This window comes from Streptomyces sp. NPDC031379 (genome assembly GCF_055569615.1).
Map to the genome: position 1 here is coordinate 22,230 of NZ_JBVIIT010000030.1, position 24,654 is coordinate 46,883.

The 24,654-nt window shown below is 72.3% G+C and carries 19 protein-coding genes and 1 riboswitch; of the genes, 10 read left to right on the forward strand and 9 right to left on the reverse strand.

Features of this window, described 5'->3' with window-relative positions:
- Window positions 1–161: 161 nt before the first annotated feature.
- Window positions 162–1,715, reverse strand: coding sequence for an MDR family MFS transporter (locus tag ACZ5CW_RS34540; protein ID WP_468608513.1), 1,554 nt, complete (start codon window positions 1,713–1,715; stop codon window positions 162–164).
- A gap of 219 nt (window positions 1,716–1,934) precedes the next feature.
- On the opposite strand from ACZ5CW_RS34540, the gene ACZ5CW_RS34545 reads away from it, so the two are divergent.
- The gene (locus ACZ5CW_RS34545; protein WP_468608515.1) at window positions 1,935–2,564 is read left to right on the forward strand and encodes a TetR/AcrR family transcriptional regulator; all 630 of its coding nucleotides are present in this window, start codon (window positions 1,935–1,937) and stop codon (window positions 2,562–2,564) included.
- A 222-nt stretch (window positions 2,565–2,786) separates the two neighbouring features.
- On the opposite strand, the gene ACZ5CW_RS34550 is transcribed toward ACZ5CW_RS34545, so the two are convergent.
- Window positions 2,787–3,563 (reverse strand): thioesterase II family protein, encoded by a 777-nt coding sequence (locus tag ACZ5CW_RS34550; RefSeq protein WP_468608517.1) that lies wholly within the window; start codon window positions 3,561–3,563, stop codon window positions 2,787–2,789.
- A gap of 145 nt (window positions 3,564–3,708) precedes the next feature.
- Between ACZ5CW_RS34550 and ACZ5CW_RS34555 the strand changes: the two genes are divergently transcribed.
- Window positions 3,709–7,269 (forward strand): multifunctional oxoglutarate decarboxylase/oxoglutarate dehydrogenase thiamine pyrophosphate-binding subunit/dihydrolipoyllysine-residue succinyltransferase subunit, encoded by a 3,561-nt coding sequence (locus ACZ5CW_RS34555; RefSeq protein WP_468608519.1) that lies wholly within the window; start codon window positions 3,709–3,711, stop codon window positions 7,267–7,269.
- A 71-nt stretch (window positions 7,270–7,340) separates the two neighbouring features.
- On the opposite strand, the gene metE is transcribed toward ACZ5CW_RS34555, so the two are convergent.
- On the reverse strand, window positions 7,341–9,659 hold the full coding sequence (gene metE / locus ACZ5CW_RS34560; RefSeq protein ID WP_468608521.1) for a 5-methyltetrahydropteroyltriglutamate--homocysteine S-methyltransferase: 2,319 nt from the start codon (window positions 9,657–9,659) through the stop codon (window positions 7,341–7,343).
- A gap of 154 nt (window positions 9,660–9,813) precedes the next feature.
- Window positions 9,814–10,032: riboswitch (cobalamin riboswitch) on the reverse strand.
- Between the two features lie 223 nt (window positions 10,033–10,255).
- Between metE and ACZ5CW_RS34565 the strand changes: the two genes are divergently transcribed.
- Window positions 10,256–10,945 (forward strand): GAF and ANTAR domain-containing protein, encoded by a 690-nt coding sequence (locus ACZ5CW_RS34565; protein WP_468608523.1) that lies wholly within the window; start codon window positions 10,256–10,258, stop codon window positions 10,943–10,945.
- 4 nt (window positions 10,946–10,949) lie between these two features.
- Here the strand turns inward: ACZ5CW_RS34565 and meaB are convergent, their stop codons facing one another.
- The 4 genes from meaB to ACZ5CW_RS34585 form a co-directional block, all read right to left on the reverse strand.
- Window positions 10,950–11,954, reverse strand: coding sequence for a methylmalonyl Co-A mutase-associated GTPase MeaB (gene meaB / locus ACZ5CW_RS34570; RefSeq protein WP_468608525.1), 1,005 nt, complete (start codon window positions 11,952–11,954; stop codon window positions 10,950–10,952).
- A gap of 6 nt (window positions 11,955–11,960) precedes the next feature.
- Window positions 11,961–14,135: a methylmalonyl-CoA mutase gene (gene scpA, locus ACZ5CW_RS34575; RefSeq protein WP_468608527.1), complete on the reverse strand. Its 2,175-nt coding sequence runs from the start codon at window positions 14,133–14,135 to the stop codon at window positions 11,961–11,963.
- A complete protein-coding gene (locus ACZ5CW_RS34580; protein WP_468608529.1) occupies window positions 14,135–15,952 on the reverse strand; it encodes a methylmalonyl-CoA mutase family protein in 1,818 nt (605 codons plus the stop codon). The genes scpA and ACZ5CW_RS34580 overlap by 1 nt, the downstream gene beginning before the upstream one ends.
- Before the next feature lie 113 nt (window positions 15,953–16,065).
- Entirely contained in the window at window positions 16,066–16,560 is a 495-nt protein-coding gene (locus tag ACZ5CW_RS34585) for a MarR family winged helix-turn-helix transcriptional regulator (RefSeq protein ID WP_468608531.1), read from the reverse strand.
- Window positions 16,561–16,673: 113 nt separating this feature from the next.
- On the opposite strand from ACZ5CW_RS34585, the gene ACZ5CW_RS34590 reads away from it, so the two are divergent.
- From ACZ5CW_RS34590 to ACZ5CW_RS34615, 6 genes are all read left to right on the forward strand, one after another.
- Entirely contained in the window at window positions 16,674–17,189 is a 516-nt protein-coding gene (locus ACZ5CW_RS34590; protein WP_468608533.1) for a YceI family protein, read from the forward strand.
- Window positions 17,190–17,666: 477 nt separating this feature from the next.
- A complete protein-coding gene (locus ACZ5CW_RS34595; RefSeq protein WP_468608535.1) occupies window positions 17,667–18,056 on the forward strand; it encodes a cell division protein SepF in 390 nt (129 codons plus the stop codon).
- 197 nt (window positions 18,057–18,253) lie between these two features.
- Window positions 18,254–19,450: an AAA family ATPase gene (locus tag ACZ5CW_RS34600; RefSeq protein ID WP_468608537.1), complete on the forward strand. Its 1,197-nt coding sequence runs from the start codon at window positions 18,254–18,256 to the stop codon at window positions 19,448–19,450.
- On the forward strand, window positions 19,447–19,791 hold the full coding sequence (locus ACZ5CW_RS34605) for a nucleotide pyrophosphohydrolase (RefSeq protein ID WP_468608539.1): 345 nt from the start codon (window positions 19,447–19,449) through the stop codon (window positions 19,789–19,791). Before ACZ5CW_RS34600 ends, ACZ5CW_RS34605 begins: the two co-directional genes overlap by 4 nt.
- 207 nt (window positions 19,792–19,998) lie before the next feature.
- Window positions 19,999–20,490, forward strand: a complete 492-nt coding sequence (locus tag ACZ5CW_RS34610; protein ID WP_468608541.1) for a DUF6099 family protein — start codon at window positions 19,999–20,001, stop codon at window positions 20,488–20,490.
- A gap of 344 nt (window positions 20,491–20,834) precedes the next feature.
- Window positions 20,835–21,758, forward strand: coding sequence for an LLM class F420-dependent oxidoreductase (locus tag ACZ5CW_RS34615; RefSeq protein WP_468608543.1), 924 nt, complete (start codon window positions 20,835–20,837; stop codon window positions 21,756–21,758).
- 64 nt (window positions 21,759–21,822) lie between these two features.
- Here the strand turns inward: ACZ5CW_RS34615 and ACZ5CW_RS34620 are convergent, their stop codons facing one another.
- Window positions 21,823–22,470 carry a hypothetical protein gene (locus ACZ5CW_RS34620; RefSeq protein WP_468608545.1) on the reverse strand — a complete coding sequence of 216 codons (648 nt, stop codon included), beginning with the start codon at window positions 22,468–22,470 and terminating at the stop codon, window positions 21,823–21,825.
- A gap of 133 nt (window positions 22,471–22,603) precedes the next feature.
- On the opposite strand from ACZ5CW_RS34620, the gene ACZ5CW_RS34625 reads away from it, so the two are divergent.
- The gene (locus tag ACZ5CW_RS34625; protein WP_468608547.1) at window positions 22,604–23,545 is read left to right on the forward strand and encodes a CbrC family protein; all 942 of its coding nucleotides are present in this window, start codon (window positions 22,604–22,606) and stop codon (window positions 23,543–23,545) included.
- 40 nt (window positions 23,546–23,585) lie between these two features.
- On the opposite strand, the gene ACZ5CW_RS34630 is transcribed toward ACZ5CW_RS34625, so the two are convergent.
- Window positions 23,586–24,518: a D-alanyl-D-alanine carboxypeptidase family protein gene (locus tag ACZ5CW_RS34630; protein ID WP_468608549.1), complete on the reverse strand. Its 933-nt coding sequence runs from the start codon at window positions 24,516–24,518 to the stop codon at window positions 23,586–23,588.
- Window positions 24,519–24,654 lie beyond the last annotated feature (136 nt).

Here is a 24,654-nt window from a genome sequence, read left to right on the forward strand (position 1 = left end):
CGTCCCCACCACCCCCCCCCCCCCCCCCCCCCCCCCCCCCCCCCCCCCCCCCCCCCCCCCCCCCCCCCCCACCCCCCCACCCCCCCCCCCCCCCCCCCCCCCCCCCCCCCCCCCCCCCCGGGCCCGACTGCTGTCAGGTCACACATCGCCGGCCCGTGGGCTCAGCTCGCGGACCCGGCCTGCTGCGGCTTGGCCGGCGCGGGCGCCTGGGCCGCCTGTGCCGGCTTGCTCTTGTCCTTCAGGAACAGGGCCACCAGGAAGGCGATGACGAAGAACGGCAGGGCCCAGCGGAACATGCTCTGGGTGCCGCCGGCCACGGCGTCCACGTACGCGGCCCGGGCCGAGTGGGACAGGGACTCGATCGCACCCGAACCCGCGCGCCCGCCGTTGTCGTGCACGGACTGCAGTTCGGCGGCGGAGAGCTTCGAGTCGAGGGAGTCGGTGAGCCGGCTGGTGAAGACGGTCGCGAAGAGCGCCGTACCGAACGAGCCGCCGACGGAGCGGAAGAACGTCAGCGTGCCGCTGGCCACGCCCATGTCCTTCAGCTCGACGCTGTTCTGGGTGATCACCATGACGTTCTGGAACAGCAGGCCCAGACCGATACCGAAGATCACCATGTAGAGCGAGGAGACGACACGGGAGGTGTCCACGTCGAGCATGGACAGCAGGAACGAGCCGACGCTCAGGAACGCCCCGCCGGCCAGCAGGATCGGCCGGTGACGGCTGGACTCGCTCATCAGCCGGCCGCTGTACATCGAGGCGACCAGCATGCCGCCGAGCACGGGGAGCAGCAGCAGGCCGCTGCTGGTGGCGGACAGGTGCTGGACGCTCTGCTGGTAGACCGGCAGGTAGGTGATGGTGCCGTAGAGCGCGATGCCGACGAGGAAGCCGAGCACCAGGCTGCCCACGAAGTTGCGGGAGCGGAACAGGTGCGGCGGCAGGATCGGCTGGGCGGCCCGGCGTTCGACCAGCACGGTGCCGATGACGGCGACCACCGCGAGGGCGATCAGGCCGAGGATCGTGGCCGAGCCCCAGGCGTACTCGTTGCCGCCCCAGGTGGTGAAGAGCACCACGGCCGTGCTGGCGACGCTCAGCAGGACGGCACCGAGGTAGTCGATGCGGCCGGCGCCCCGGTTGTGCGGCAGGTTGAGGCGGGCCGCCACGTACCAGACGGCGACGGCGGCGATCGGCACGTTGAGGTAGAACGCCCAGCGCCAGGAGGCGTGGTCGGTGAGCGCGCCACCGAGCAGCGGGCCGCCGACGGTGGCGACGGCGCTGAGGGCGGCGATGTAGCTCTGGTACTTGCCGCGCTCCTTGGGGGCGACCATGACACCGATCACGGCCATCACGCCCACCATCAGACCGCCGGCACCGATGCCCTGCAGGGCGCGGAAGGCGATCAGGGTGTCCATCGACTGGGCGACGCCGCACAGCACGGAGCCGAGCGTGAAGATCGCGATCGACGCGAGGAGCAGCTGCTTGCGGCTGAAGAAGTCGCTCATACGGCCCCAGAGTGGGGTGGAGACCGTCGAGGTCAGGATGTAGGCGGTGATGACCCAGGAGAGGCGGTTGAATCCGCCGAGGTCACCCGCGATGGTCGGCAGTGCGGTGGTGACGATCATCGCGTCGAGCATGGAGAGCAGGAGCGCGAGCATCAGCCCGGGCAGCACACTGCGGATGCCGGCGTTGGGGCTTGGCGCCGCTGAAGATGACACGGTGGGGACTCCCCGGATTGGAAGGAACGGGAGATACCAGTCGGGCTAACCGGGCCCATGGACCCGGTTACGGACGATACGGGGCCGCCGCCCCGGTTGTCAACGAAGTACGCCCGCATGCGGGGCCGCCGCCCCGGTTGTTGCGGAAGTGCGGTTACAATCGGAGGCCTCCGCCGCCCTGGGGGGTTCTGGCGGGGCTTGTGACGATGGGGAGGCACCATGGCAGTCGGCAAGTCGTCAGGACTGGACTCCGCCATTCCCTACGCGCCACCGCCACCGAGGCCACTGCGTGCCGACGCCCGCCGCAACCGCGACCAGATCCTCGCCGCCGCGCTGGAGACCTTCGCGGTCGAGGGGCACGCGGTCTCGCTGGACGAGATCGCGCGCCGCGCCGGCGTCGGGGCGGGCACCGTGCACCGGCACTTCCCCACCAAGGAAGCGCTGTTCGAAGCCGTGATCATCACCCGGATCCAGCGGCTGACCCAGAAGGCCCGCGAACTGACCGGCCCGGACGACCCCGTCGAGGCGCTGTTCGGCTTCCTCTTCGACGTACTGGAAGAGGGCCGCGCCAAGAAGGACCTGGTGGACGCGCTGATCGGGGCGGGGGTCGACGTGGGCGAGGTGACGGGCCCGGCCGCCCTCGGCCTGAACGAGGCCCTGGGGGTGCTGCTGACCCGCGCTCAGGAGGCCGGGGTCCGCGAGGACGTGGCCGTCGCCGATCTGATGGCCGTCATGGCGAGCACCCTGATCGCGGCCCAGCGCACCGGCGACCCGCAGCTGCCGCGCCGCATGCTCGCCGTCTACTGCGACGGCCTGCGCGGCGGGGGCGGTCCGGCCGTCGAGGGGTGAACGAGCGGGGCCGGTGGCGGCCCCGCACGGGGGGAGTGACGTGCACGGCGGGGCGCAGACATGCGGAACAGGGGGGCGGCATGCGCGGGAGCGCGCGGTGAGGCGGACCGGGCCGGCATCGGCCCCGCCGCCCCGCGGCGGCGGGCGGCGCCGGCCGCCCGCCCGGCCGCCCGAGTTCGCGGCGGACGCGACATGACGGGCGGGCGCGTCACCCGGGCCGGCTCACGGATGCTCGCGCAGCGCCGCCCGGACCCCCGCGACGACGACGTCCCGCTGCTCCTCCAGGTAGAAGTGGCCACCCGGCAGCACCCGCAGGTCGAAATCCCCGCTGGTGTGCTCCTCCCAGGGGCGGGCGTCCGCCACCGAGACCCGGGGGTCGGCGTCCCCGATCAGGACGGTCACCGGGCAGGCGACCGAGGCCCCCGGCTCGCACCGATAGGTCTCGATCGCCCGGTAGTCGTTGCGGATCGTGGGCAGCACCAGGGCCCGCACCTCGGGATCCGCGAGCAGCGCGGGATCCGTACCGCTGAGCGCCTGCAACTCGGCGACCAGCCCGTCGTCGTCCTTGAGGTGAACGAACTCGGGGCGGAAGACGCTCGGCGCCCGCCGGCCCGAGGCGAAGAGGCGCAGCACCCGCGGACCCGGGCCCCCTTCGAGCCGGCGGGCCGTCTCGAAGGCGACCGCCGCACCCATGCTGTGGCCGAAAAACGCCAGTCGCTCGTCCGGGCGGCGACCCCTGAGCACCTCGGCCGCCCGGTCCGCCAGCACGGCGATCTCGTCCAGGCAGGGCTCTCCCCGCCGGTCCTGCCGCCCCGGATACTGCACCGCCAGCACTTCGATTTCCGGCCTCAGGAGTTTGGCGTACGGGAAGTAGAAGCTGGCCGAACCCCCGGCGTGCGGGAAGCATACGAGGCGGAATCCGTCGACCACGGGTCCTTTTTCCACTCCCGCGTCGAAGGTTCGTATCCAGGAGTCATGGTCCAGCGCTGCAGAAGTCATCGGATGCTCCCTATGGGCCGCGAAATTTGGCAGTTGCAGGCTAGCCCGAACCAGGCCTATTTTGCTGGCGAATTACTGCAAACAGTCGGACTCGCGGAGTAGCCTCCGCGGGGAGTTTCTCATTGCCGAGGGAAGTTGAATACCCATGTCCGAGGGATCAGTCCCGATTCAGAGTTTCGGCGCCAATGAGTGGGTCGTCGACGAACTCCGCCAGCAGTACCGCGAAGACCCCGACTCGGTGGACCCGTCCTGGCGAGAATTCTTCGGTTCGGAGCGAGTCGACACCGGAACACCGGCCGGCGCTCCCGGCGGAAGGCTGATCCCCTCCCCGGCCCCCGCGCCGGCTTCCGCCCCGGCCCCCGCGCCCGCCCCCGCCGCGCCACCGGAGCCGGCCCCCGCCGCGGACACCTCGCTGGACATTCCCACGGCGACATCGGTACGTGCCGTTCCGGCCAAACTGCTGATCGACAACCGGATCGTCATCAACAACCATCTCGAGCGGGCCCGTGGCGGCAAGGTGTCCGTCACACACCTGGTCGGCTACGCGCTGGTGCGAGCGGCGAAGGCCCACCCGGGCATGAACCACGGCTACACCGTGCGGGACGGCAAGCCCGCCCTGGTCATACCCGAGCACCTCGACCTCGGCCTGGCCGTCGACGTGGTGCAGCCGAACGGCGAGCACCGGATGGACGTCGCGGTCATCGGGCAGGCCGAGACGATGGACTTCGCGACGTTCTGGCAGGCGTGCGAGGCCGCCGTGGCGCGGGCCCGGGCGGACGAGCCGGCCCCGGAGGGCGGCCCCGAGGCCACCCTGTCGCTCGCCGACCTCGGCGCCATCGGCACGGTCCACGCGGTGCCCCGCCTGCCACGCGCCCAGGGCACGATCGTGACCGTCGGAGCGATGGAGTACCCGGCGGAGTTCCAGGGCACCAGCCAGGACACCCTGAACGGGCTCGGCATCTCGAAGACCATGACCCTGACGTCGACCTACGACCACCGGGTGATCCAGGGTGCCGCCTCCGGCGAGTTCCTGCGTACCGTCCACCGACTCCTGCTCGGCGAGGACGACTTCTACGACGAGGTCTTCAGGTCCCTGCGCATCCCCTACGAACCCGTGCGCTGGGTCGCCGACGTGACCGACGCGCACGACGACGTCACCAAGGCCGCCCGGGTCTTCGAGCTGATCCACTCCTACCGGGTCCGGGGCCACGTCATGGCCGACACCGACCCGCTGGAGTACCGCCAGCGCAAGCACCCCGACCTGGACATCGTCGAGCACGGCCTCACCCTGTGGGACCTGGAGCGCGAGTTCGCCGTCGGCGGCTTCGCCGGCAAGTCCCTGATGAAGCTGCGCGACATCCTCGGCGTGCTGCGCGACTCGTACTGCCGCACCGTCGGCATCGAGTTCATGCACATCCAGGACCCCAAGCAGCGCAAGTGGATCCAGGACCGCGTCGAGTGCCCGCACACCAAGCCGGAGCGCGAGGAGCAGCTGCGCATCCTGCGTCGGCTGAACGCCGCGGAGGCCTTCGAGACCTTCCTGCAGACCAAGTACGTGGGCCAGCGCAGGTTCTCCCTCGAAGGAGGAGAATCCCTGATTCCCCTGCTGGACGCGGTCATCGACAGCGCCGCCGAGTCGCGCCTGGACGAGGTCGTCATCGGTATGGCGCACCGCGGCCGGCTGAACGTGCTGGCGAACATCGTCGGCAAGTCGTACGCGCAGATCTTCCGTGAGTTCGAGGGCAACCTCGACCCGAAGTCGATGCACGGCTCCGGCGACGTGAAGTACCACCTGGGTGCCGAGGGCACCTTCACGGGCCTGGACGGCGAGCAGATCAAGGTCTCGCTGGTCGCGAACCCCTCGCACCTGGAGGCGGTCGACCCGGTCCTGGAGGGTGTCTCCCGCGCCAAGCAGGACATCATCAACAAGGGCGGCACGGACTTCACGGTCCTGCCGGTGGCGCTGCACGGCGACGCGGCCTTCGCGGGCCAGGGCGTGGTGGCCGAGACGCTGAACATGTCGCAGCTGCGGGGTTACCGCACCGGCGGCACGGTCCACATCGTCATCAACAACCAGGTCGGCTTCACCGCGGCTCCCGAGTCCTCGCGTTCGTCCATGTACGCGACGGACGTGGCCCGCATGATCGAGGCCCCGATCTTCCACGTGAACGGCGACGACCCCGAGGCCGTCGTCCGCGTCGCGCGTCTGGCGTTCGAGTTCCGCCAGGCGTTCAACAAGGACGTGGTGATCGACCTCATCTGCTACCGCCGCCGCGGTCACAACGAGACCGACAACCCGGCCTTCACGCAGCCGCTGATGTACGACCTGATCGACAAGAAGCGCTCGGTGCGCAAGCTGTACACCGAGTCCCTGATCGGTCGCGGCGACATCACCCCGGAAGAGGCCGAGCAGGCCCTGCAGGACTACCAGGGCCAGCTGGAGAAGGTCTTCGTCGAGGTCCGTGACGCGGCCCCCGGCACCCCCGGCCCCCCGGAACCGCGGCCCGGGATCACGGCACCGGTCCGGACGGCCGTCTCCACCGAGACGGTCAAGCGCATCGCCCGGTCGCAGATCGACCTGCCGGACCGGCTGACGGTCCATCCGCGTCTGCTGCCGCAGCTGCAGCGCCGTGCGGCGATGGTCGAGGACGACACGATCGACTGGGGCATGGGCGAGACCCTCGCCGTAGGATCGCTCCTGCTGGAAGGCGTCCCGGTGCGGCTGTCGGGCCAGGACTCCCAGCGCGGCACCTTCGGCCAGCGCCACGCGGTGCTCATCGACCGGGAGACCGGCGAGGAGTACACCCCGCTGCAGTACCTCTCCGAGGACCAGGCCCGCCTGAACGTCTACAACTCCCTGCTCTCCGAGTACGCGGTGATGGGCTTCGAGTACGGCTACTCGCTGGCCCGCCCCGACGCGCTCGTGATGTGGGAGGCCCAGTTCGGCGACTTCGCCGACGGCGCCCAGACGGTCATGGACGAGTTCATCTCCTCGGCGGAGCAGAAGTGGGGCCAGACCAGCGGAGTGGTGGTGCTGCTGCCGCACGGCTACGAGGGCCAGGGCCCGGACCACTCCTCGGCCCGCCCGGAGCGCTACCTCCAGCTGTGCGCCCAGGACAACATGACGGTGGCCATGCCCACGCTCCCGTCGAACTACTTCCACCTCCTGCGGTGGCAGGTGCACAACCCGCACCACAAGCCGCTGATCGTCTTCACCCCGAAGTCGATGCTGCGCCTGAAGGCCGCGGCCTCGAAGGCGGAGGAGTTCACCAGCGGAGAGTTCCGCCCGGTCATCGGCGACAGCACCGTCGACCCGGCCGCGGTCCGCAAGGTCGTCTTCTGCGCCGGCAAGGTCTACTACGACCTCGAGGCCGAGCGGGTCAAGCGCGGTGCCACGGACACGGCGATCATCCGCATCGAGCGCCTGTACCCGCTGCCGGGTGCGGAGCTGCAGGCGGAGGTCGACAAGTACCCCGACGCCGAGAAGTACCTGTGGGCGCAGGAGGAGCCGGCGAACCAGGGTGCCTGGCCGTTCATCGCGCTCAACCTGATCGACCACCTGGACCTGGCGGTCGGCGCGGACATCCCCGCGGGCGAGCGGCTGCGGCGCATCTCGCGCCCGCACTCCTCGTCCACGGCGGTCGGTTCGGCCAAGCGCCACCAGGCCGAGCAGGAGCAGCTGGTGCGTGAGGTGTTCGAGGCATAGGCCTTCCATGGGCCGGCGAAGGGCCCGGTTCCGGGAACCTCCCGGAACCGGGCTGATCCAAACGGAGCCCCCTAGTCCTGTGACAGCTCCGCTCGTACCGTGAGGGCGGCGGTGACCAGGTTCTCCAGGGCGGCCCGGGTCTCCGGCCAGCCGCGGGTCTTCAGCCCGCAGTCGGGGTTGACCCACAGGCGTTCGGCCGGGATGGCCCGCAGGCCGGTGCGCAGGAGGCCGGCCGCCTCGTCCGCGCCGGGTACGCGCGGGGAGTGGATGTCGTAGACGCCGGGTCCGGCCTCGCGCGGGTAGCCGTGGGCGGCGAGTTCACGGGCGACCTGCATGTGGGAGCGGGCCGCCTCCAGGCTGATGACGTCCGCGTCGAGGTCGTCGATGGCCTGGACGACGTCGCCGAACTCGGCGTAGCACATATGGGTGTGCACCTGGGTGTCCGGGCGCACGCCGGCGGTGGTGAGCCGGAAGGCCTCCGTGGCCCAGGCCAGGTAGGCGCGGTGGTCGTCGGCACGCAGCGGCAGCGTCTCCCGCAGGGCGGGTTCGTCGACCTGGATGACCGAAGTGCCCGCCGCCTCCAGGTCGTTCACCTCGTCCCGCAGGGCGAGGGCGACCTGGCGGGCGGTGTCGGCGAGGGGCTGGTCGTCGCGGACGAAGGACCAGGCGAGCATGGTGACGGGGCCGGTGAGCATGCCCTTGACGGGGCGGCCGGTGAGGGACTGGGCGTACGTCGTCCAGCGCACGGTCATCGGCTCGGGGCGCGAGACGTCGCCGGCGAGGATCGGCGGGCGGACGTAACGGGTGCCGTAGGACTGGACCCAGCCGTGCCGGGTGGCGAGGTAGCCCGTGAGCTGCTCGGCGAAGTACTGGACCATGTCGTTGCGTTCGGCCTCCCCGTGCACCAGAACGTCCAGTCCGGCCTTCTCCTGGAAGGCGATCACCTCCTGGATCTCCGCCCGGATGCGGTCCTCGTAGCCGGCCGTGTCGATCCGTCCCGCGCGCAGGTCGGCCCGGGCGGTGCGCAGTTCGCCGGTCTGCGGGAAGGAGCCGATGGTGGTCGTGGGCAGCAGCGGCAGGCGCAGCTGGGCCCGCTGGGCGGCGGCCCGCTCGGGGTAGGGCTGGGAGCGGCGGGCGTCCGCCTCGGTGACGGCTGCGGTACGGGCGCGGACGGCGGGGTCGCGGGTGAGGGGTGAGGTCGCGCGGGAGGCCAGGTCGGCCCGGTTCGCCGCCAGTTCCGCGGTGATCGCGGCGGTGCCGTGGGACAGGCCCTTGGCGAGCGTGACGATCTCGGCGGTCTTCTGCCGGGCGAAGGCGAGCCAGCGCCGGATCTGCGGCTCGATGTCCCGCTCAGCCGCCGCGTCGAGGGGGACGTGCAGCAGGGAGCAGGAGGCGGACACGTCGACCCGGTCGGCCAGGCCGAGCAGGGTGCCGAGGGTGGCGAGGGACCTCCCCAGGTCGTTCACCCAGACGTTGCGGCCGCTGACCACGCCGGCGACCAGCCGCTTGCCGGGCAGTCCGCCGACGGCGGCGAGCGCGTCGAGGTGGGCGGCGGCCGTCTCCGTGAAGTCCAGGGCGAGCCCTTCGACCGGCGCCTTGGCGAGCATCGGCAGGGCCTCGCCGAGGCGGTCGAAGTAGGAGGCGACCAGCAGTTTGGGCCGGTCCGTGAGGGTGCCGAGGCCGTGGTAGGCGCGGGCCGCGGCGTTCAGCTCGGCCGGGGTGCGGTCCTGGACCAGCGCGGGCTCGTCGAGCTGGACCCACTCCGCGCCGGCCGCGCGCAGGTCGGCGAGCACCTCGGCATAGACGGGCAGCAGCCGGTCGAGCAGGGTGAGCGGGTCGAAGCCGCCGGCCACGCCGGGGGCGGGCTTGGACAGCAGGAGGTAGGTGACGGGGCCCACGAGGACCGGCCGGGGCGTGAGCCCCAGGGCGAGGGCTTCCCCCAGTTCGGCGACCTGCTTGGCGGAGTCGGCCGTGAAGACGGTGTCCGGGCCCAGCTCCGGGACGAGATAGTGGTAGTTGGTGTCGAACCACTTGGTCATCTCCAGCGGCGCCGCGTCCTGGGTGCCGCGGGCCATCGCGAAGTACCCGGCGAGCGGGTCGGCGGCGACGGCCTCCCGGTGGCGTGCGGGGATCGCGCCGACCATGACGGTGGTGTCCAGGACATGGTCGTAGTACGAGAAGTCGCCGGTCGGGACCTCGTCGAGGCCGGCCTCGGCCAGCTGCCGCCAGTTGGCGCGGCGCAGTTCGGCCGCGGTCCGCCGGAGGGCGTCGGCGCCGACACGGCCCTGCCAGTAGCCCTCGACGGCCTTCTTCAGTTCCCGGCCCTGCCCCTGTCGGGGGTAGCCGTACACGGTGGCCCGTGCTGCCGCGGCTGCGGACGTGGTGGTCACGGAGATCTCCTTCGCGAGATGAATCCCTGAGATCCCGGGGACGGGACGAGAGCGCGAAGGGGTGACGTACCGGACGGCGGCGGCCCACGGCCGTTCCGTGCGGTGGTGTACGCCGACCCGCCCTCGAGGTCACCGGGATGTCCGCGTACGAGTGTTCGCACGCGGGCAGTTGGCAGGTCTTCGGACTCGCGGGCACGTCCTCACGAATGGAGGACACCTACTGGCCGTCGCTTCCCAGGCCCTCTCGGGCCCAGTGCGTATGACGGCGGTCGTTCCCGCTCACCGCTGCGGGGCAGTCCCGGATTCCCACCGGGTTCCCTCTTGCGACGCTCCCGCCTGGCGGACGGGGCGAACCAGCTGCACGGGTCAGCCTAGCGGGTGATGCCCGGTCGTGGCCGGGTATGCGCAACCCGGACCCGGCGCGGGCGGCCCGGCAGCCTCGTCCGGGCGGTTGCGCCGCCCTTCCGCCGCGCCGCGGGGCGGTCGAGCCGCGCGTCGTCGGCGCGGTGGGCGGATGCGATGGTAGGGAGTGGGCAGGAGACGGTGGGGAGTGGGCAGGCGACGTGGTGGACGGCGGCCGGGACTCAGGAGGCGCGATGGACTGGCGCACGTTCGCCGAACAGCTGGCGGCCTTTGCGCGCGACCTGCTGGCGCAGGACTCGGTGACCGCCACCCTGGAGCGGATCACCGCCTCCGCCACCCGGCTCGTCGCCGGCTGTGACGCGGCCGGCATCCTCATCCTGCACGGAAAGGGCGCGCGGACCCTCGCCCCGACCCACCAGCTCGTGATCGACAGCGACCGGCTGCAGGAACGCCTGCGAGAAGGCCCCTGCTTCGACGCGGCCCGCCGGCAGCAGGAGGAGCGGGTGTTCCGGATCGCCGACTTCCGGACCGAGCAGCCGCGCTGGCCCGCCTACGTGACCCGGGCCCGGGAGCTGGGCCTCGGCAGCATGATGGGCTTCCTGCTCTTCACCGAGGACGAGGACCTCGGCGCGCTGAACCTGTACTCCCGCAGCCCGGGCGCGTTCACCGAGGTCAGTGAGACGGCCGGCTGGCTGCTCGCCTCGCACGCCGCGGTCGCCTTCTCCAGCGCCCGCACGCACGCCCAGATGGAGGAGGCCGTCGCCACCCGGCACGTGATCGGGGAGGCCATGGGCATCCTCATGGGCAGCCACCGGCTCACCGAGGACCAGGCCTTCGACGTGCTGCGCCGCTACTCCCAGGAGCACAACGTCAAACTCCGGGAGGTGGCCCGCCGGATCTGCGAACACGGCGGGCCGAACTGACCCCTCAGGCGCCGGCCGGGGGAGTCGTACGCCCCTCGAACGCCGCCAGGATGCGCTCCGCGGCCAGCGTCGCGGTCAACCGGCCCTCCCGGACCTGCCCTTCCAGGTCCGGCGCGGCCTCGCGCACCGCCGGGTCGGCGTGCAGCCGGCCGAGCAGTTCGTCGCGGACCATCGCCCAGGTCCAGCCGACCTGCTGGTCCCGCCGCTTGGCGGCGAGCCGCCCGGTGGAGTCGAGCAGCGTACGGTGCTGCTCCAGCCGCTCCCACACCGTGTCCAGGCCGGTCGACTCCCGGGCGCTGCAGTGCAGCACCGGGGGCGTCCAGAAGGCGTCCTTGCCGTGCATCAGGCGCAGCGCCCCGGCCAGTTCCCGGGCGGCGGCCCGCGCGTCGCGCTCGTGCGGACCGTCCGCCTTGTTGACGGCGATCACGTCGGCCAGCTCCAGGACGCCCTTCTTGATGCCCTGCAGCTGGTCTCCGGTGCGCGCCAGGGTCAGCAGCAGGAAGGAGTCGACCATGTCGGCGACCGCGGTCTCCGACTGGCCGACGCCGACGGTCTCCACGAGGACCACGTCGTAGCCCGCCGCCTCCATGACCACCATCGACTCCCGGGTGGCCTTCGCGACCCCGCCCAGCGTGCCCGCGCTGGGGGAGGGCCGGACGAAGGCGTCCGGGTCCACCGCGAGCCGCTCCATCCGGGTCTTGTCGCCCAGGATCGAGCCGCCGGTACGGGTCGAGGAGGGGTCCACGGCGAGGACCGCCACCCGGTGGCCCAGCGAGGTCAGCAGGGTGCCGAACGCGTCGATGAACGTCGACTTGCCGACGCCCGGCACTCCGCTGATGCCGATCCGCCGCGCCCGGCCGCTGTGCGGGAGCAGCTCGGTGAGCAACTCCTGCGCCAGCGCCCGGTGCTGCGGACGGGTGGACTCCACGAGCGTGATGGCGCGGGCCACCAGGGCCCGCTTGCCGTCGAGCACACCCTTCACATACGTGTCGAGATCGATCGCGGCCATCGGGCTCTACAGGTCGTGGCCGAGGTCGGCCGACAGCCGCTGCACCAGGTCGTACGCCGCGTCCGGGATCACCGTCCCGGGCGGGAACACGGCCGTGGCGCCCATCTCCAGCAGGGTCGGCACGTCCTGCGGCGGGATCACCCCGCCGACCACGATCATGATGTCCTCGCGGCCCTCCTCGGCGAGCTGCTCGCGCAGCGCCGGGACGAGCGTGAGGTGACCGGCGGCCAGCGACGACACGCCGACCACGTGCACGTCCGCCTCGACCGCCTGCCGGGCGACCTCCTCCGGCGTCTGGAACAGGGGGCCGACGTCGACGTCGAAGCCGAGGTCGGCGAAGGCGGTCGCGATCACCTTCTGGCCGCGGTCGTGGCCGTCCTGGCCCATCTTGGCGACCAGGATGCGCGGCCGGCGCCCCTCGGCCTCCTCGAAGGCGTCCACCAGGGCACGGGTGCGGTCCACGGACGGGGACTGGCCTGCTTCGTTGCGGTACACGCCGGAGATCGTACGGATCTGGCTCGCGTGCCGGCCGTACACCTTCTCCAGGGCGTCGGAGATCTCACCGACGGTCGCCTTCGCGCGGGCCGCGCGCACGGCCAGCTCCAGCAGGTTGCCGTCGCCGTCGGCCGCCCGGGTCAGCGCGTCCAGCGCGTCCCGGCAGGCGGTCTCGTCCCGCTCGGCCCGCAGCCGCCGCAGCTTCTCGATCTGCTGGGCGCGCACGGAGGAGTTGTCGACCTTGAGGACCTCGATCTGCTCGTCGCTGTCCACCCGGTACTTGTTGACGCCGATCACCGGCTGGCGCCCGGAGTCGATGCGGGCCTGGGTGCGGGCCGCCGCCTCCTCCACGCGCAGCTTGGGGATGCCGGCGTCGATGGCCTGCGCCATACCGCCGGCCTGCTCGACCTCCTGGATGTGCGCCCAGGCCTTGCGGGCGAGGTCGTACGTCAGCCGTTCCACGTAGGCGCTGCCGCCCCACGGGTCGATGACCCGGGTGGTGCCCGACTCCTGCTGGATGAGCAGCTGGGTGTTGCGGGCGATGCGCGCCGAGAAGTCCGTCGGCAGGGCCAGCGCCTCGTCGAGGGCGTTGGTGTGCAGCGACTGGGTGTGGCCCTGGGTCGCCGCCATCGCCTCGACGCAGGTGCGGGTGACGTTGTTGAAGACGTCCTGCGCGGTCAGCGACCAGCCCGAGGTCTGCGAATGGGTGCGCAGCGAAAGGGACTTGTTGTTCTTCGGGTCGAACTGGGAGACCAGCTTCGCCCACAGCAGCCGCGCGGCCCGCAGCTTGGCGATCTCCATGAAGAAGTTCATTCCGATCGCCCAGAAGAAGGAGAGCCGGGGCGCGAACGCGTCCACGTCCAGGCCCGCCTCGCGTCCGGCGCGGATGTACTCGACACCGTCCGCGAGCGTGTACGCCAGCTCCAGGTCGGCCGTCGCACCCGCCTCCTGGATGTGGTAGCCGGAGATCGAGATGGAGTTGTAGCGGGGCATCCGCTGCGAGGTGTACGCGAAGATGTCGGAGATGATCCGCATCGACGGCTTCGGCGGATAGATGTAGGTGTTGCGGACCATGAACTCCTTCAGAATGTCGTTCTGAATGGTCCCGGCCAGCTTCTCGGGCGGTACGCCCTGTTCCTCCGCCGCCACGATGTACAGCGCCAGCACCGGCAGCACGGCGCCGTTCATAGTCATCGACACGGTCATCTTGTCCAGCGGGATCCCGTCGAACAGCTGCCGCATGTCGTAGATCGAGTCGATCGCCACGCCCGCCATGCCGACGTCGCCGGTCACCCGCGGGTGGTCGCTGTCGTAGCCGCGGTGCGTGGGCAGGTCGAAGGCGACCGACAGGCCCTTCTGGCCCGCCGCCAGATTGCGCCGGTAGAAGGCGTTGGACTCCTCGGCCGTGGAGAAGCCCGCGTACTGGCGGATCGTCCAGGGCTGGTTGACGTACATCGTCGGGTAGGGGCCGCGCAGGTACGGCGCCATGCCCGGGTAGGTGCCCAGGAAGTCCAGGCCCTCCAGGTCACGGCCGGTGTACAGCGGCTTGACCCCGATGCCCTCCGGGGTCTCCCACAGCGGTTCCGCGCCCCCGGTCGCCCGCTTGACGGCTGTACGCCACTCCTCGGCACCGCCGTCGGCGACCGGGGTGCCCAGCTGGATGCCGGAGAAGTCGGGGATTCCCATCAGGACACTCCCATGCGGTCGAGGGTCGCGGACAGCACGGCCACGGCGTCGCAGCCCGCGAAGACGTAACTGTCGATGCCGGAGTACTCGGCCGGGCGGCCCGCGAGGAACACGTGCCGGGCGCCGGCCGCGCGCAGCGACGCGGCGGCCTGTTCGGCCTGTTCCGCGTACAGGGCGTCGCTGGAGCACAGCACGGCCTCGGTGGCGCCGCTGTCCTCGAAGCCGCCCTCGGTGACCGGCTCGATGCCGCCCGCCTGGAACAGATTGGCCGCGAAGGTCGAGCGCGCGGTGTACTCGGCCGCCGGGCCGAGCGTGGCGAGGTGGATGCGGGGCCGGGAGCCGGTCGCCGCCAGATGCGCGTCGGAGCGGGCCCGCAGCTCCTCGAACGCCTCGTCGCGGTGCACCCGGGGCAGACCGCCGGACGGCTGCTCGGGGACGGGCTCGCGCTGCACCGGCTTCTCGGCGAGGAACGGGAACTCGCTGACACCGGTGACGGGTTCACGCCGCTTGGCGAGCCGCTTGGAGCGCTCCGCCCAGGTCGTCGCCAGGTCCGTGCGCAGCCGGCCGGAGCGCAGGACGGCCGCCTGGCCGCCGTCGCGCTCGATGGACCGGAAGAACTCCCAGCCCGCGTGGGCGAGTTCGTCGGTGAGCCGCTCGACGTACCAGGAGCCGCCCGCCGGGTCGATCACCCGGGCCAGGTGGGACTCCTCGATCAGGATCGTGGAGGTGTTGCGCGCGATACGGCGGGCGAACGCGTCCGGCAGGCCGAGCGCGTGGTCGAAGGGCAGCACGGTGACGGAGTCGGCGCCGCCGACCCCGGCCGCCAGCGTGGCGACCGTCGTGCGGAGCATGTTCACCCACGGGTCGCGGCGGGTCATCATCACCGGCGAGGTCACCACGTGCTGCACCTGGGCGCCCGCGCCCGGCGCCCCGCACACCTCGGCGACCCGCGCCCACAGCCGGCGCGCGGCGCGCAGCTTCGCGATGGTCAGGAACTGGTCCGCGGTGGCCGCGTAGCGGAACTCCAGCTGTCCGGCGGCCTGTCCGACGGAGAGCCCCGCCGCGGTCAGCTCCCGCAGGTAGGCCACACCGGTGGCCAGGGAGGCGCCCAGCTCCTGCGCGGCCGAGCCGCCGGCCTCGTGGTACGGCAGCGCGTCCACGGTCAGGGCGCGCACACCCGGGTACGTCTCGGCGCAGCGCGCGGCCAGGGCGGCGAACGGCGCGAAGTCCAGCGCGGTGCCGGTGCGGGCCTCGTAGCGGAGCGGGTCGGCACCCAGGTTGCCGCGCGCGGCCTCGGGGTCGACGCCCCGCTCCTCGTACAGCCCGAGCAGCGCCTCGGCGGCGGCCTCGGTCTCCCGGCGCCCGTCGAGCACGACCGGCGCCAGGTCGAGGTAGACGCCGTCCAGGGCCCGGCCCAGCTCGGAGACCGGGATGCCGCCCTTGCCGAGCACCAGCCACAGCGAGGTGACGCCGTTCTCCAGGTCGGCCAGTACGGCGCTCGCCGTACCGTCGACGAGCGTGGTGTGCCGCTGCCGTACGTCCCAGCCGTCCGCGATGTTGCCCTCGGGGCGGCTGCCCCGTACGAACGGGGCGAAGCCCGGCAGGCCGGGGTCGGGCGCGTCGTCGTGCGCGGTGTAGAGGGGCCGGGTGCGCAGCCCGTCCTCCAGCGTCGTGGACAGAGCGTCCTCAGCTGCCGCGCCCGAGACTTCCTTGCCCGACTTGCGCAGCACACCTTCGACGAGGTGTTGCCACTGCTCGTGTGTCGCGTCAGGGAACTCGGCGGCCAGTGAGAGCCCGTCGTCAGGCAGGACCGTCATGGCTCGGATGCTAGGGCAGGCACCTAGAGCGCGTGCAGAGCGAGCGCTGTGAGGTTTCTCCTCTTGCCGTTGTGACCTGTGCCTCTTCCGCGCGTGGCGGCGCCCTCCGGAGGTCAGCGTACGTCTTCGTCCAGGGCCGGTACGAGCGCGCACATGGCCGCGCGTTGCTCGGCGCCCATGGAGTCGGCGAGGGCCTGCCGGACGGTCTCGGCGAGCAGGGCGGAGGCCTCCCGCAGCCGCTCGCGCGCCTCGTCGGTGAGGGCGACCTGCACGCCCCGTTTGTCGCCGCACACGGACCTGCGGGTGACCAGGCCGGCGTGCTGGAGGCAGGCGATCTGGTAGGTCAGGCGGGTCTTGGGGCGGCCGAGGAGTTCGGCGACCCGGCTCATCCGCAGTCCGGCACCGTCCTGTTCGGCCAGCAGGCACAGGATCAGGAACTCGTCGTGGGAGACGTCGAGGTTCTCCTTCACGACCGACCTCAACCGCTGTTCGACCGTTCCTGTAGCGGCCAGCAATAGCATCCAGGCGCGTAGCTCGTCCGGCAGGAGTCCGGAGCCCGCGGCGGGACATTCGGGCTGGTCGCTGGGGTGCAGGTCGGAGGCGGACATGTGGCGAGTGTAAGCCCGTTGTCCAATTTTGGATGGGTGGGCTTGTTCGCCATCGGGGCAGTCGCTAGCGTGGTGATCATCCAAATTTGGACCACTGATTCAGGAGTACGACGATGACCGTCGCCGTGGAAACAGGTCTCTGGCAGCTCGACCCCGCCGCGTCCACCGTGAACCTGCGGCACAAGGCGTTCTGGGGCCTGTCCGCCGTGAAGGGCACCTTCACCGCTGTCCACGGCGAGGGCGAGGTGAAGCCCGACGGCTCGGCCACGGGCTCCCTGACCCTGGACGCGGCCTCCCTGGACACGAAGAACGCCAAGCGCGACACCCACCTGCGCACGGCCGACTTCTTCGACGTCGACAGCCACCCGGAGATCACCTTCGCGGTCACCGGTGCCGACCGTCTCGACGGCGACGCCGTCCGCGTCACCGGCCGGCTGACACTGCGCGGTGTCACCAAGCCCCTCTCCTTCACCGGCCGTCTGGCCGAGGTGCGCGCCGACGCGCTCGTCCTCGAGGCGGAGTTCACCGTGGACCGCACGCAGTTCGGCATCACCTGGAACCAGCTGGGCATGGTCGCCAAGGAGTCCACGGTGGCGACCAGGCTGCGGTTCACGCGCGCGGGCGCCTGAGGCCGGCCCCCGAGCCGACCGCGGCGCACGTCCCGCGTGGAGAGGGCCCGCAGGGCCGCCGTGAAGCCACGCGGTCGCGCGCGGGCGCCCTCCCCGGCGGGCAGCGGGAACCGGCCGGAGGGCGCCCGCCGCGCGAGCAGCAGGAGCAGCAGGAGCAGGACCGGCAGGGCCGCGACGGGCAGCACGCTCGCGCGGCCGCACCCCTTCGGCCGGCCGCCCGCACCGAGCCGGGCCGGCACACCGGCAGGGGGCCGAAGCCCAGGCGGACCATCGTCGCCGGCGCACGCGCGAGCACGCCGGGCACCAGGAGCGCGGCACAACAGAAAAGCGGGCGAACTCGTACATGTCGACCGGCTCGCACGGGCGTCGGGGCCCGTGGGCCGGTCGCACACCGTGTCGTTGTTGGGCCGAACGGGTGACTTGGCGTAAGAATTGGCCGGTGCAGGCAATCAGTGCGAGTCAGGTCGGGGGGAGCCGGTGAGCCGTTACGACGTCACCGATGAACAGTGGGAAGGGCTCGCCCAGGTCGTGCCGCTGCGGGGCCGGGACGCCTGGCCGTCCGCGGTGAGCCACCGCTCGCTGCCCGACGCCGAGACCGAGACCCGGCGCCGGTTCGTGGTCCTGCGCGTCAACGTCTTCGCGGACGCCCGGGACGTCGCCGAGACGCTCATGGCCGGAGTGCCGGTACTGCTCGACCTGTCCGGCGCGGAGGGCGAGGTCGCCAAACGCGTCCTCGACTTCAGCACGGGCGTCGTCTTCGGCCTGGGCAGCGGAATGCACCGCGTCGACCGCAACGTGTTCCTCCTCACCCCGCCCGGCACGGAGGTCAGCGGACTGATGGAGGGCGCGGGCGTCTCGGAACGCTGAGAGCCGGGGTGCCGCGGCCCGCCGGGCACCGGCTGACACACACGGCGGCGTCCCGCGCCCCGCGGCCGGCCGACTGAGCGTCGGCGTCCGTCCCGACGGCGTTCTTCATACCGGCGTCCTCCCGGCCCGTCCCCCGATCGTGGGAAGGACCGGAGGCTGAACGGTTCGCCGCGGCGGCGGAGCCCTACGGTCCGCCTATGGCCGTGCCCTCCGTGTCCGCCGGGCCCTCGGCGGCCGACGCGTCCACCGCGACCGTCCCCCCGCAGTCCCGCAGGAGCCCCGACAGGCGCGCCCGGGTCACCGAGTTGCGGCTGTCCGCCTTCGCCGGGCACCGGCGGGCCGGGTTTCCGCTCGGGGCCGTGACCCTGTTCGCGGGACCCAGCGGCACGGGGAAGACGACCGCGCTCGCGGCGTTCGAGGCGCTCGCGCGGCTCGGGGGCGGCGCCCCGCTCGGAGAGGCCTTCCCGGACCCGGTCGCCTGTGTGCCGGCGCGGGCCCGCCCGGACGCCGAGGGGCGGCGGGGCTTCCGGATCGGGTGCACGGCCGACGGTGCCGAGGGCCCCGTCCGGCTCGACGTCGCCGTACAGGCCGAGCCGGTCCTGCGGATCGTGGGCGAGCGGCTGACCGCGGGCGGGGTCGTCCTGCTGGAGACCGCCCTGCGTGACCCGGGGCGCCGCACCGTGCAGGCCGCCTGGCACACCGCGGGCTCCGCCCCGGTGACCCGCGCCCCGCTCCCCGACGACCGCCTCGGCACCGCCCTGCTGCCGCTGCGCGTGGCCGGCAAGACGGACGGGCAGCGCCATGTGCTGGCCGCGGCCGAGCAGATGGTCGTCGCCCTGCGCTCCGTCTTCCCCTGCGACCCCCGCCCGGACCACATGCGCACCCCCGTCCCCACGGGCTCCGGGCGGCTGCTGCCCGGCTGCGACAACCTCGCCGACGTGCTGTGGCGCACCCGCGCGGAGTGTGCCCGCCGGCACGGCCTGCTGGTCGAGGCGCTGCGCGCGGGCTGCGCCGGCCCGGTGACCGACCTGCTCGCCGAGCCGCTGTCCGACGGCACGGTACGGGCGCTGCTCGACCGCGGCGACGGCTGGCGCACCGAACTCGCCCGGCTCGGCGACGGCGAACTGCGCTTCCTGGCGCTGACCCTGGTCCTGCTGACCGGCCCCGGCGTCCTCGCCATGGACGTCCCGGGCGAGGTGCCCGACGCCCTGCGCAGCCTCACCGTCCTCGCCGACGGCTTCGACCGCGCCCTCGACCCCGCCCAGCGCCGGGAACTGCTCGCGACGGCGGCCCGGATGGGCGAGCGCGGGCACATCCGCTGCGTGGCCGCGGTCAGCGACGCCTCGTGGGCCGCCGGAGCCGAGGGCGTCACGGTGGTACACCTGGAGGCGTGACCGAACCTCTCGACCTGGCCCGACTCCAGCGCAGACTGGCCGAGTTCGCGGCCGCGCGGAACTGGCAGCCCTACCACACCCCCAAGAACCTCGTCGCGGCCCTCTCGGTGGAGGCCTCCGAACTGGTCGAGATCTTCCAGTGGCTGACGCCGGAGGAGTCCGAGCGAGTGATGGACGATCCCGGGCGCGCGCACCGGGTCACGGACGAGGTCGCCGACGTACTCGCCTATCTTCTGCAGTTCTGCGAGGTCCTGGGCGTCGACCCGCTGGCGGCCCTGGCCGCCAAGATCGACCGCAACGAACACCGCTTCCCGCTGCCGGGACCGGAGGACCGCGCCTGACGGGCCGCGTCCGGCCGGCTCCCTCAACGGGCGGACGCAAGTGCTCCGTTATTACTCTTCGTAGTCAAAATGCTCACCGAATCCGAATTGTTGTCCACAGATTTCCCCCTTCCTCTGGCTTTTCGTCCCACAGGCCCTCACTCTGGGTAGTGAACAAGGAAGTTCACACAGACGTGCGGAGAGCGCGCGGACGGACGGGGGTAACGGATGGACGCGATACGGCTCATCCTCACCAGCAGGCGTGCCCTGGCGGGCGGCGCCGACGCGGCCGAGATGATGGCGGAGGTGTGGCAGGCGCAGGCCCTGGCCCAGGCGATCGGCAGCCGCCTCGCGGTCTCCGGGCCTCCCGAGCTGCGCGGCGAGGCGCTGGGGCTGACCGAGCTGGCGGGCCGGGGCTGCGGGGTCCTGGACCCGCCCGAACTCGACCCCGGTGACCTGCGCGCCGCCCAGCTCACCGAGCTGGAGGACGCCCGCGAGACCCTGCTCTGCCTCGGCGGCCTGCTCGGCGAGGTCGGCATCGCCCTGGTCGGCATGGCCAGCGCCGCGGCCGACGAGACGACGTACTGGCAGTGCATGGAGGCCATCGACGCGGCCGACGAGTCCCGCGACCGCGTCCTGGAGATGCTGCGCAAGCTGGCGGCGCGGGAGGAGGCGGTGCCGGAGAACGGCAACGAGAGCAGCCCCTCCGGCGCCTTGTGACGACGAGCGCGAGCAGGACGGCGCGTCCGGCGCCGAGCACGAGGCGTTCGGACCGAGGCGGAAGTACCTGGGGCGGCTCCCCAGGACGGCACCTCGGCCCAGGCCGGCCTCCTCGGCCCCCGGCCCGGCCCGGCGAGGCCGGCGCGGTGACGCCCGACGGCATCCACCGTCCGGCGCGGACGCCGGGCGGTCCGGCTCCGACGGCCCGACGATCATCACCGGGGCCGGTCACCGGCCCGCCCCACGGTCCCCGGCCGGAATGGATGATTTTCCCCCGACCGTGGACGGCCGTGCCGGACGGGACCGGCGAGGTCGACGGGACACCCGGCGTGCAGGATAGGTGTATGGACCTTCGAATCTTCACCGAGCCCCAGCAGGGGGCCACCTATGACACCTTGCTCACCGTGGCGAAGGCCACCGAGGACCTCGGCTTCGACGCCTTCTTCCGCTCCGACCACTACCTCCGCATGGGCAGCGCGGACGGCCTGCCCGGCCCCACGGACGCGTGGATCACGCTGGCCGGACTGGCCCGCGAGACCCGGCGCATCCGGCTCGGCACGCTGATGACGGCCGGCACCTTCCGCCTGCCCGGCGTGCTCGCCATCCAGGTCGCCCAGGTCGACCGGATGTCCGGCGGCCGGGTGGAGCTGGGCCTCGGCGCGGGCTGGTTCGAGGAGGAGCACAAGGCGTACGGCATCCCGTTCCCGAAGGAGAAGTTCGCGCGGCTGGAGGAGCAGCTCGCGATCGTCACCGGGTTGTGGGCGACCGAGGTCGGCAAGACCTTCGACTTCCACGGCGCGTTCTACGACCTCACCGACTCGCCCGCGCTGCCCAAGCCCGCCCAGAAGAAGGTGCCGGTGCTCATCGGCGGCCACGGTGCCACCCGTACTCCGCGGCTCGCCGCCCGGTACGCGGACGAGTTCAACATCCCGTTCGCCTCGGTCGAGGACAGCGAGCGGCAGTTCGGCCGGGTCCGCGCCGCGGCGGCGGAGGCCGGCCGCGACGCGGACGACCTGACGTACTCCAACGCGCTCGTGGTCTGCGTCGGGAGGGACGACCAGGAGGTCGCCCGGCGCGCTGCCGCCATCGGCCGTGACGTGGACGAACTGAAGGCCAACGGGCTGGCCGGTTCCCCGGCCGAGGTCGTCGACAAGATCGGCCGGTACGCCGAGATCGGCTCCCGGCGCGTCTACCTGCAGATCCTGGACCTCGACGACCTCGACCACCTGGAGCTGATCTCCGCCCAGGTCCAGTCGCAGCTGTCGTAACGACGAGGGGCGAGCCGGGGCGAGGGGCGCGCCGGGAAGGGCGGGGGCCGCACCGTGCCGGCCGTCAGAGGTCGCGGACGGTGAGACGGTCGCCGTCCGTGGAGCGGACGAGGACGTTCCAGGCGGTGCCGTCCCCGTCGTCGCCGTCCCACCAGTCGGCGAACGCTCCGGCCAGCCGTTCCGCGTCCGTCCTCCGGCCGGCGGTGCCGCCGCCGGCCGTCAGCTCGATGTCGTACTCGCTGCCGACGAGATGGACGAGGACGACCCGGGTCACCGCGGCGGCGGACTCTGCCCGACCGTTGTCCTCCGCCCAGGTCCGGAAGCGCTTCAGCAGGCCGGGGTCGGCTTCGCGGCGGGTCAGCGGACGGTCCGGCGGGCGCCGGTGCGGCTCCCCGCCGACCCCGTGCCGGCAGCCCAGCACCCAGGCGCCGCGGTCCCGTTCCACGACCTCCCGCGGCCGGGCCGTGAGCGACCGGCGCACACAGCCGCCCCAGACCACCTCGCGGACGGCCGTGCCCTTGCCGCCGACGGCGTAGAGCCGTCTGCCGGTCTGCCGGCCGGCGTCGTAGGCCGCGACGTGGGCCGGTGCGGCCGGGGGTGACGCGGACGGCGGCCGCCGCGCGCCGGTGTCGCAGGACACCACCGCGAGCAGTGCCAGGGCGGCCGGCGCCCACGCAGGCAGGTGTCCGCCGGTCCGGCCGGTCGAGCGCACGACGTGATTCCCCCTCGAGATCCTGGCCCGGTCCTTGCCTCTCCCCCCGGTGAGAGGGCTCTCACGCCGCCCGGGTTGCCTGCGCCCGCCGGCGGGTCCCGCCGCCCCGCCCTCGTATGATGAAGTGACCGGCATGGGTTTCGGTGTCCACGTCTACAGATTCCGCCACGGCGACATCGTCCCGGTGGACGCCTCCACGGTCCGCGAGGTGCTGGAACCGTACGCGCCCTACGACGTCCCCGAGGGCGAGCCGGTCGAGTGGGTACGCACCGCGGACGGCAGCGAGGCCGACGTGCACGTGAGCCACGGGGTGTCGTTCGACCGGCCGGGCCGCGGCGTACTGGACCTCGTCGCCGAGGTGGCCCGCCGTACCGGCGCGGCCGTCCTGCTGCTCGGGAACCCGGCGACCGCGATCGTGACGAGCGAGGAGGACCGGGCGCATCTGGAGGAGAGCCTGCGCGAGGACGCCGTCGTCGTCCCGCCCGCCTCCCTGACCGGCAACGCGATCGAACAGGTCGTCAGGCCGCGGCCGGAGCCCAGGCGAAGGCCCGCGCTGCCGCCGTTCCCCTACCATCCCGACCCGGTGGCCACCGGGTCGGTGATCGCCGCCGACGAGACATGCGTGTGCTGCGGGCACGACCAGGGCTGGATCCACACCGGACCGGTCCACGGCGCGGACGTACCCGACGGCCGGGTCTGCCCGTACTGCATCGCCTTCGGTACCGCCGCCAAGCGGTACGGCGCGTTCTTCAACGACGTCGAGGCGCGCCGGATGCCGGACGAGGCGGCCCGCCGGATCCGTGAGCGCACGCCCGGCTTCGCCACCTGGCAGGACTGGGGCTGGCCGGCGCACTGCGGCGACGCCGGGGTGTATCTCGGCGCGGTCGGCGCGAAGGAACTGCGGCACCGTCCGGACGCGCTCGACCACCTGCGCGGGCTGTGTGCCGAGTGGGGCTGGGGGACCGCGCAGAGCGAGGACTTCCTCGCCGCGCTGGACAAGGACGGCTCGCCGACCGCCTATCTCTTCCGTTGCCAGGTCTGTGACACCCACTTCGCCCGGGCGGACTTCAGCTGACGGGCGCGCCGGGGGGACCCGGTGGTCCCCCCGGCGGTTCTCAGCCGCGCTGGGTGAAGGCGTAGTCGAGGATCTTCGCCGCGTTCTTGAACCGCTGGTCCGCCGACGTGTCCGCGAGGATGGTCCCCACGACCGTCCGGGACCCGCGGGCCGCGGCGAACACCAGGCAGAACTTCGCCTCCGGCCCCGAACCGGTCTTCACGCCGATCGCGTCCGGGTAGGAGGTGAGCAGCTTGTTGCTGTTCTTCCACGCGGCCATCGCGTGCGTGCCGCCGCCCGGCCGGTACGACTGCATGTCGTCGTACTCCTTGGTGCCGACGACCTTCTTGAACGTCTTGTTCTTCAGCGCGGTCACGGCCAGCTTGGAGAGGTCACGGGGCGACGAGTAGTTCTTGCCGTTGGACACCCCGTCGAAGGAGTCGAAGTGGGTGTTCTTCAGACCCAGTTCCCGCGCCTTGCTGTTCATCTTCCCGATGAACGACTTGGTCCGCGCCGCCGTCGTCGAGCCCGTTCCGTACGTGTCCGCCAGCGCGTAGGCCGCGTCGCAGCCCGACGGCAGCAGCAGCCCGTACAGCAGGTCGCGCACCTTCATCGAGTCACCGAGGATCAGGTTCGCGCTGGAGTAGCGCTGGGTCTGCGTGGCCGGGTCGATGACGTAGTCCGTGTACGTCTTCTTGATCTTCACCTTCTTGTCGAGGTCCAGGTTCCGCTGCGACAGCACCACGAGTGCCGTCATGATCTTCGTCGTGGAGCCGGTCCGCAGCCGTCCGTCCGGCGCCTTGCCGAAGAGCTGCTTCCCCGAGGCCGCGTTCATCGCGAACGCGCCCTGAGCCGACACCTGCGGCGCCGCCGCGGCGGCACGGGCCGGGGCCGCCTGGGCCGGAGCGGCTGCCAGGGCCCCCGTGCTCAGGACGACACCGGCCGCCACCGCGACGACGGCTCTCCTGCGGACGCCTCCTTGGCCGATGTTCATGGTTCCCCCTTCTGTCAGTGGTCAGTTGACGGGGGCTCACTTCATCAGGTCCCGGCTCCCCGGGCCATGGTGGAGATCACAGGAACCGTGGATCACGTGGGCGGCGTGACCCGACTGTGAACGTCATGTGCCGGAA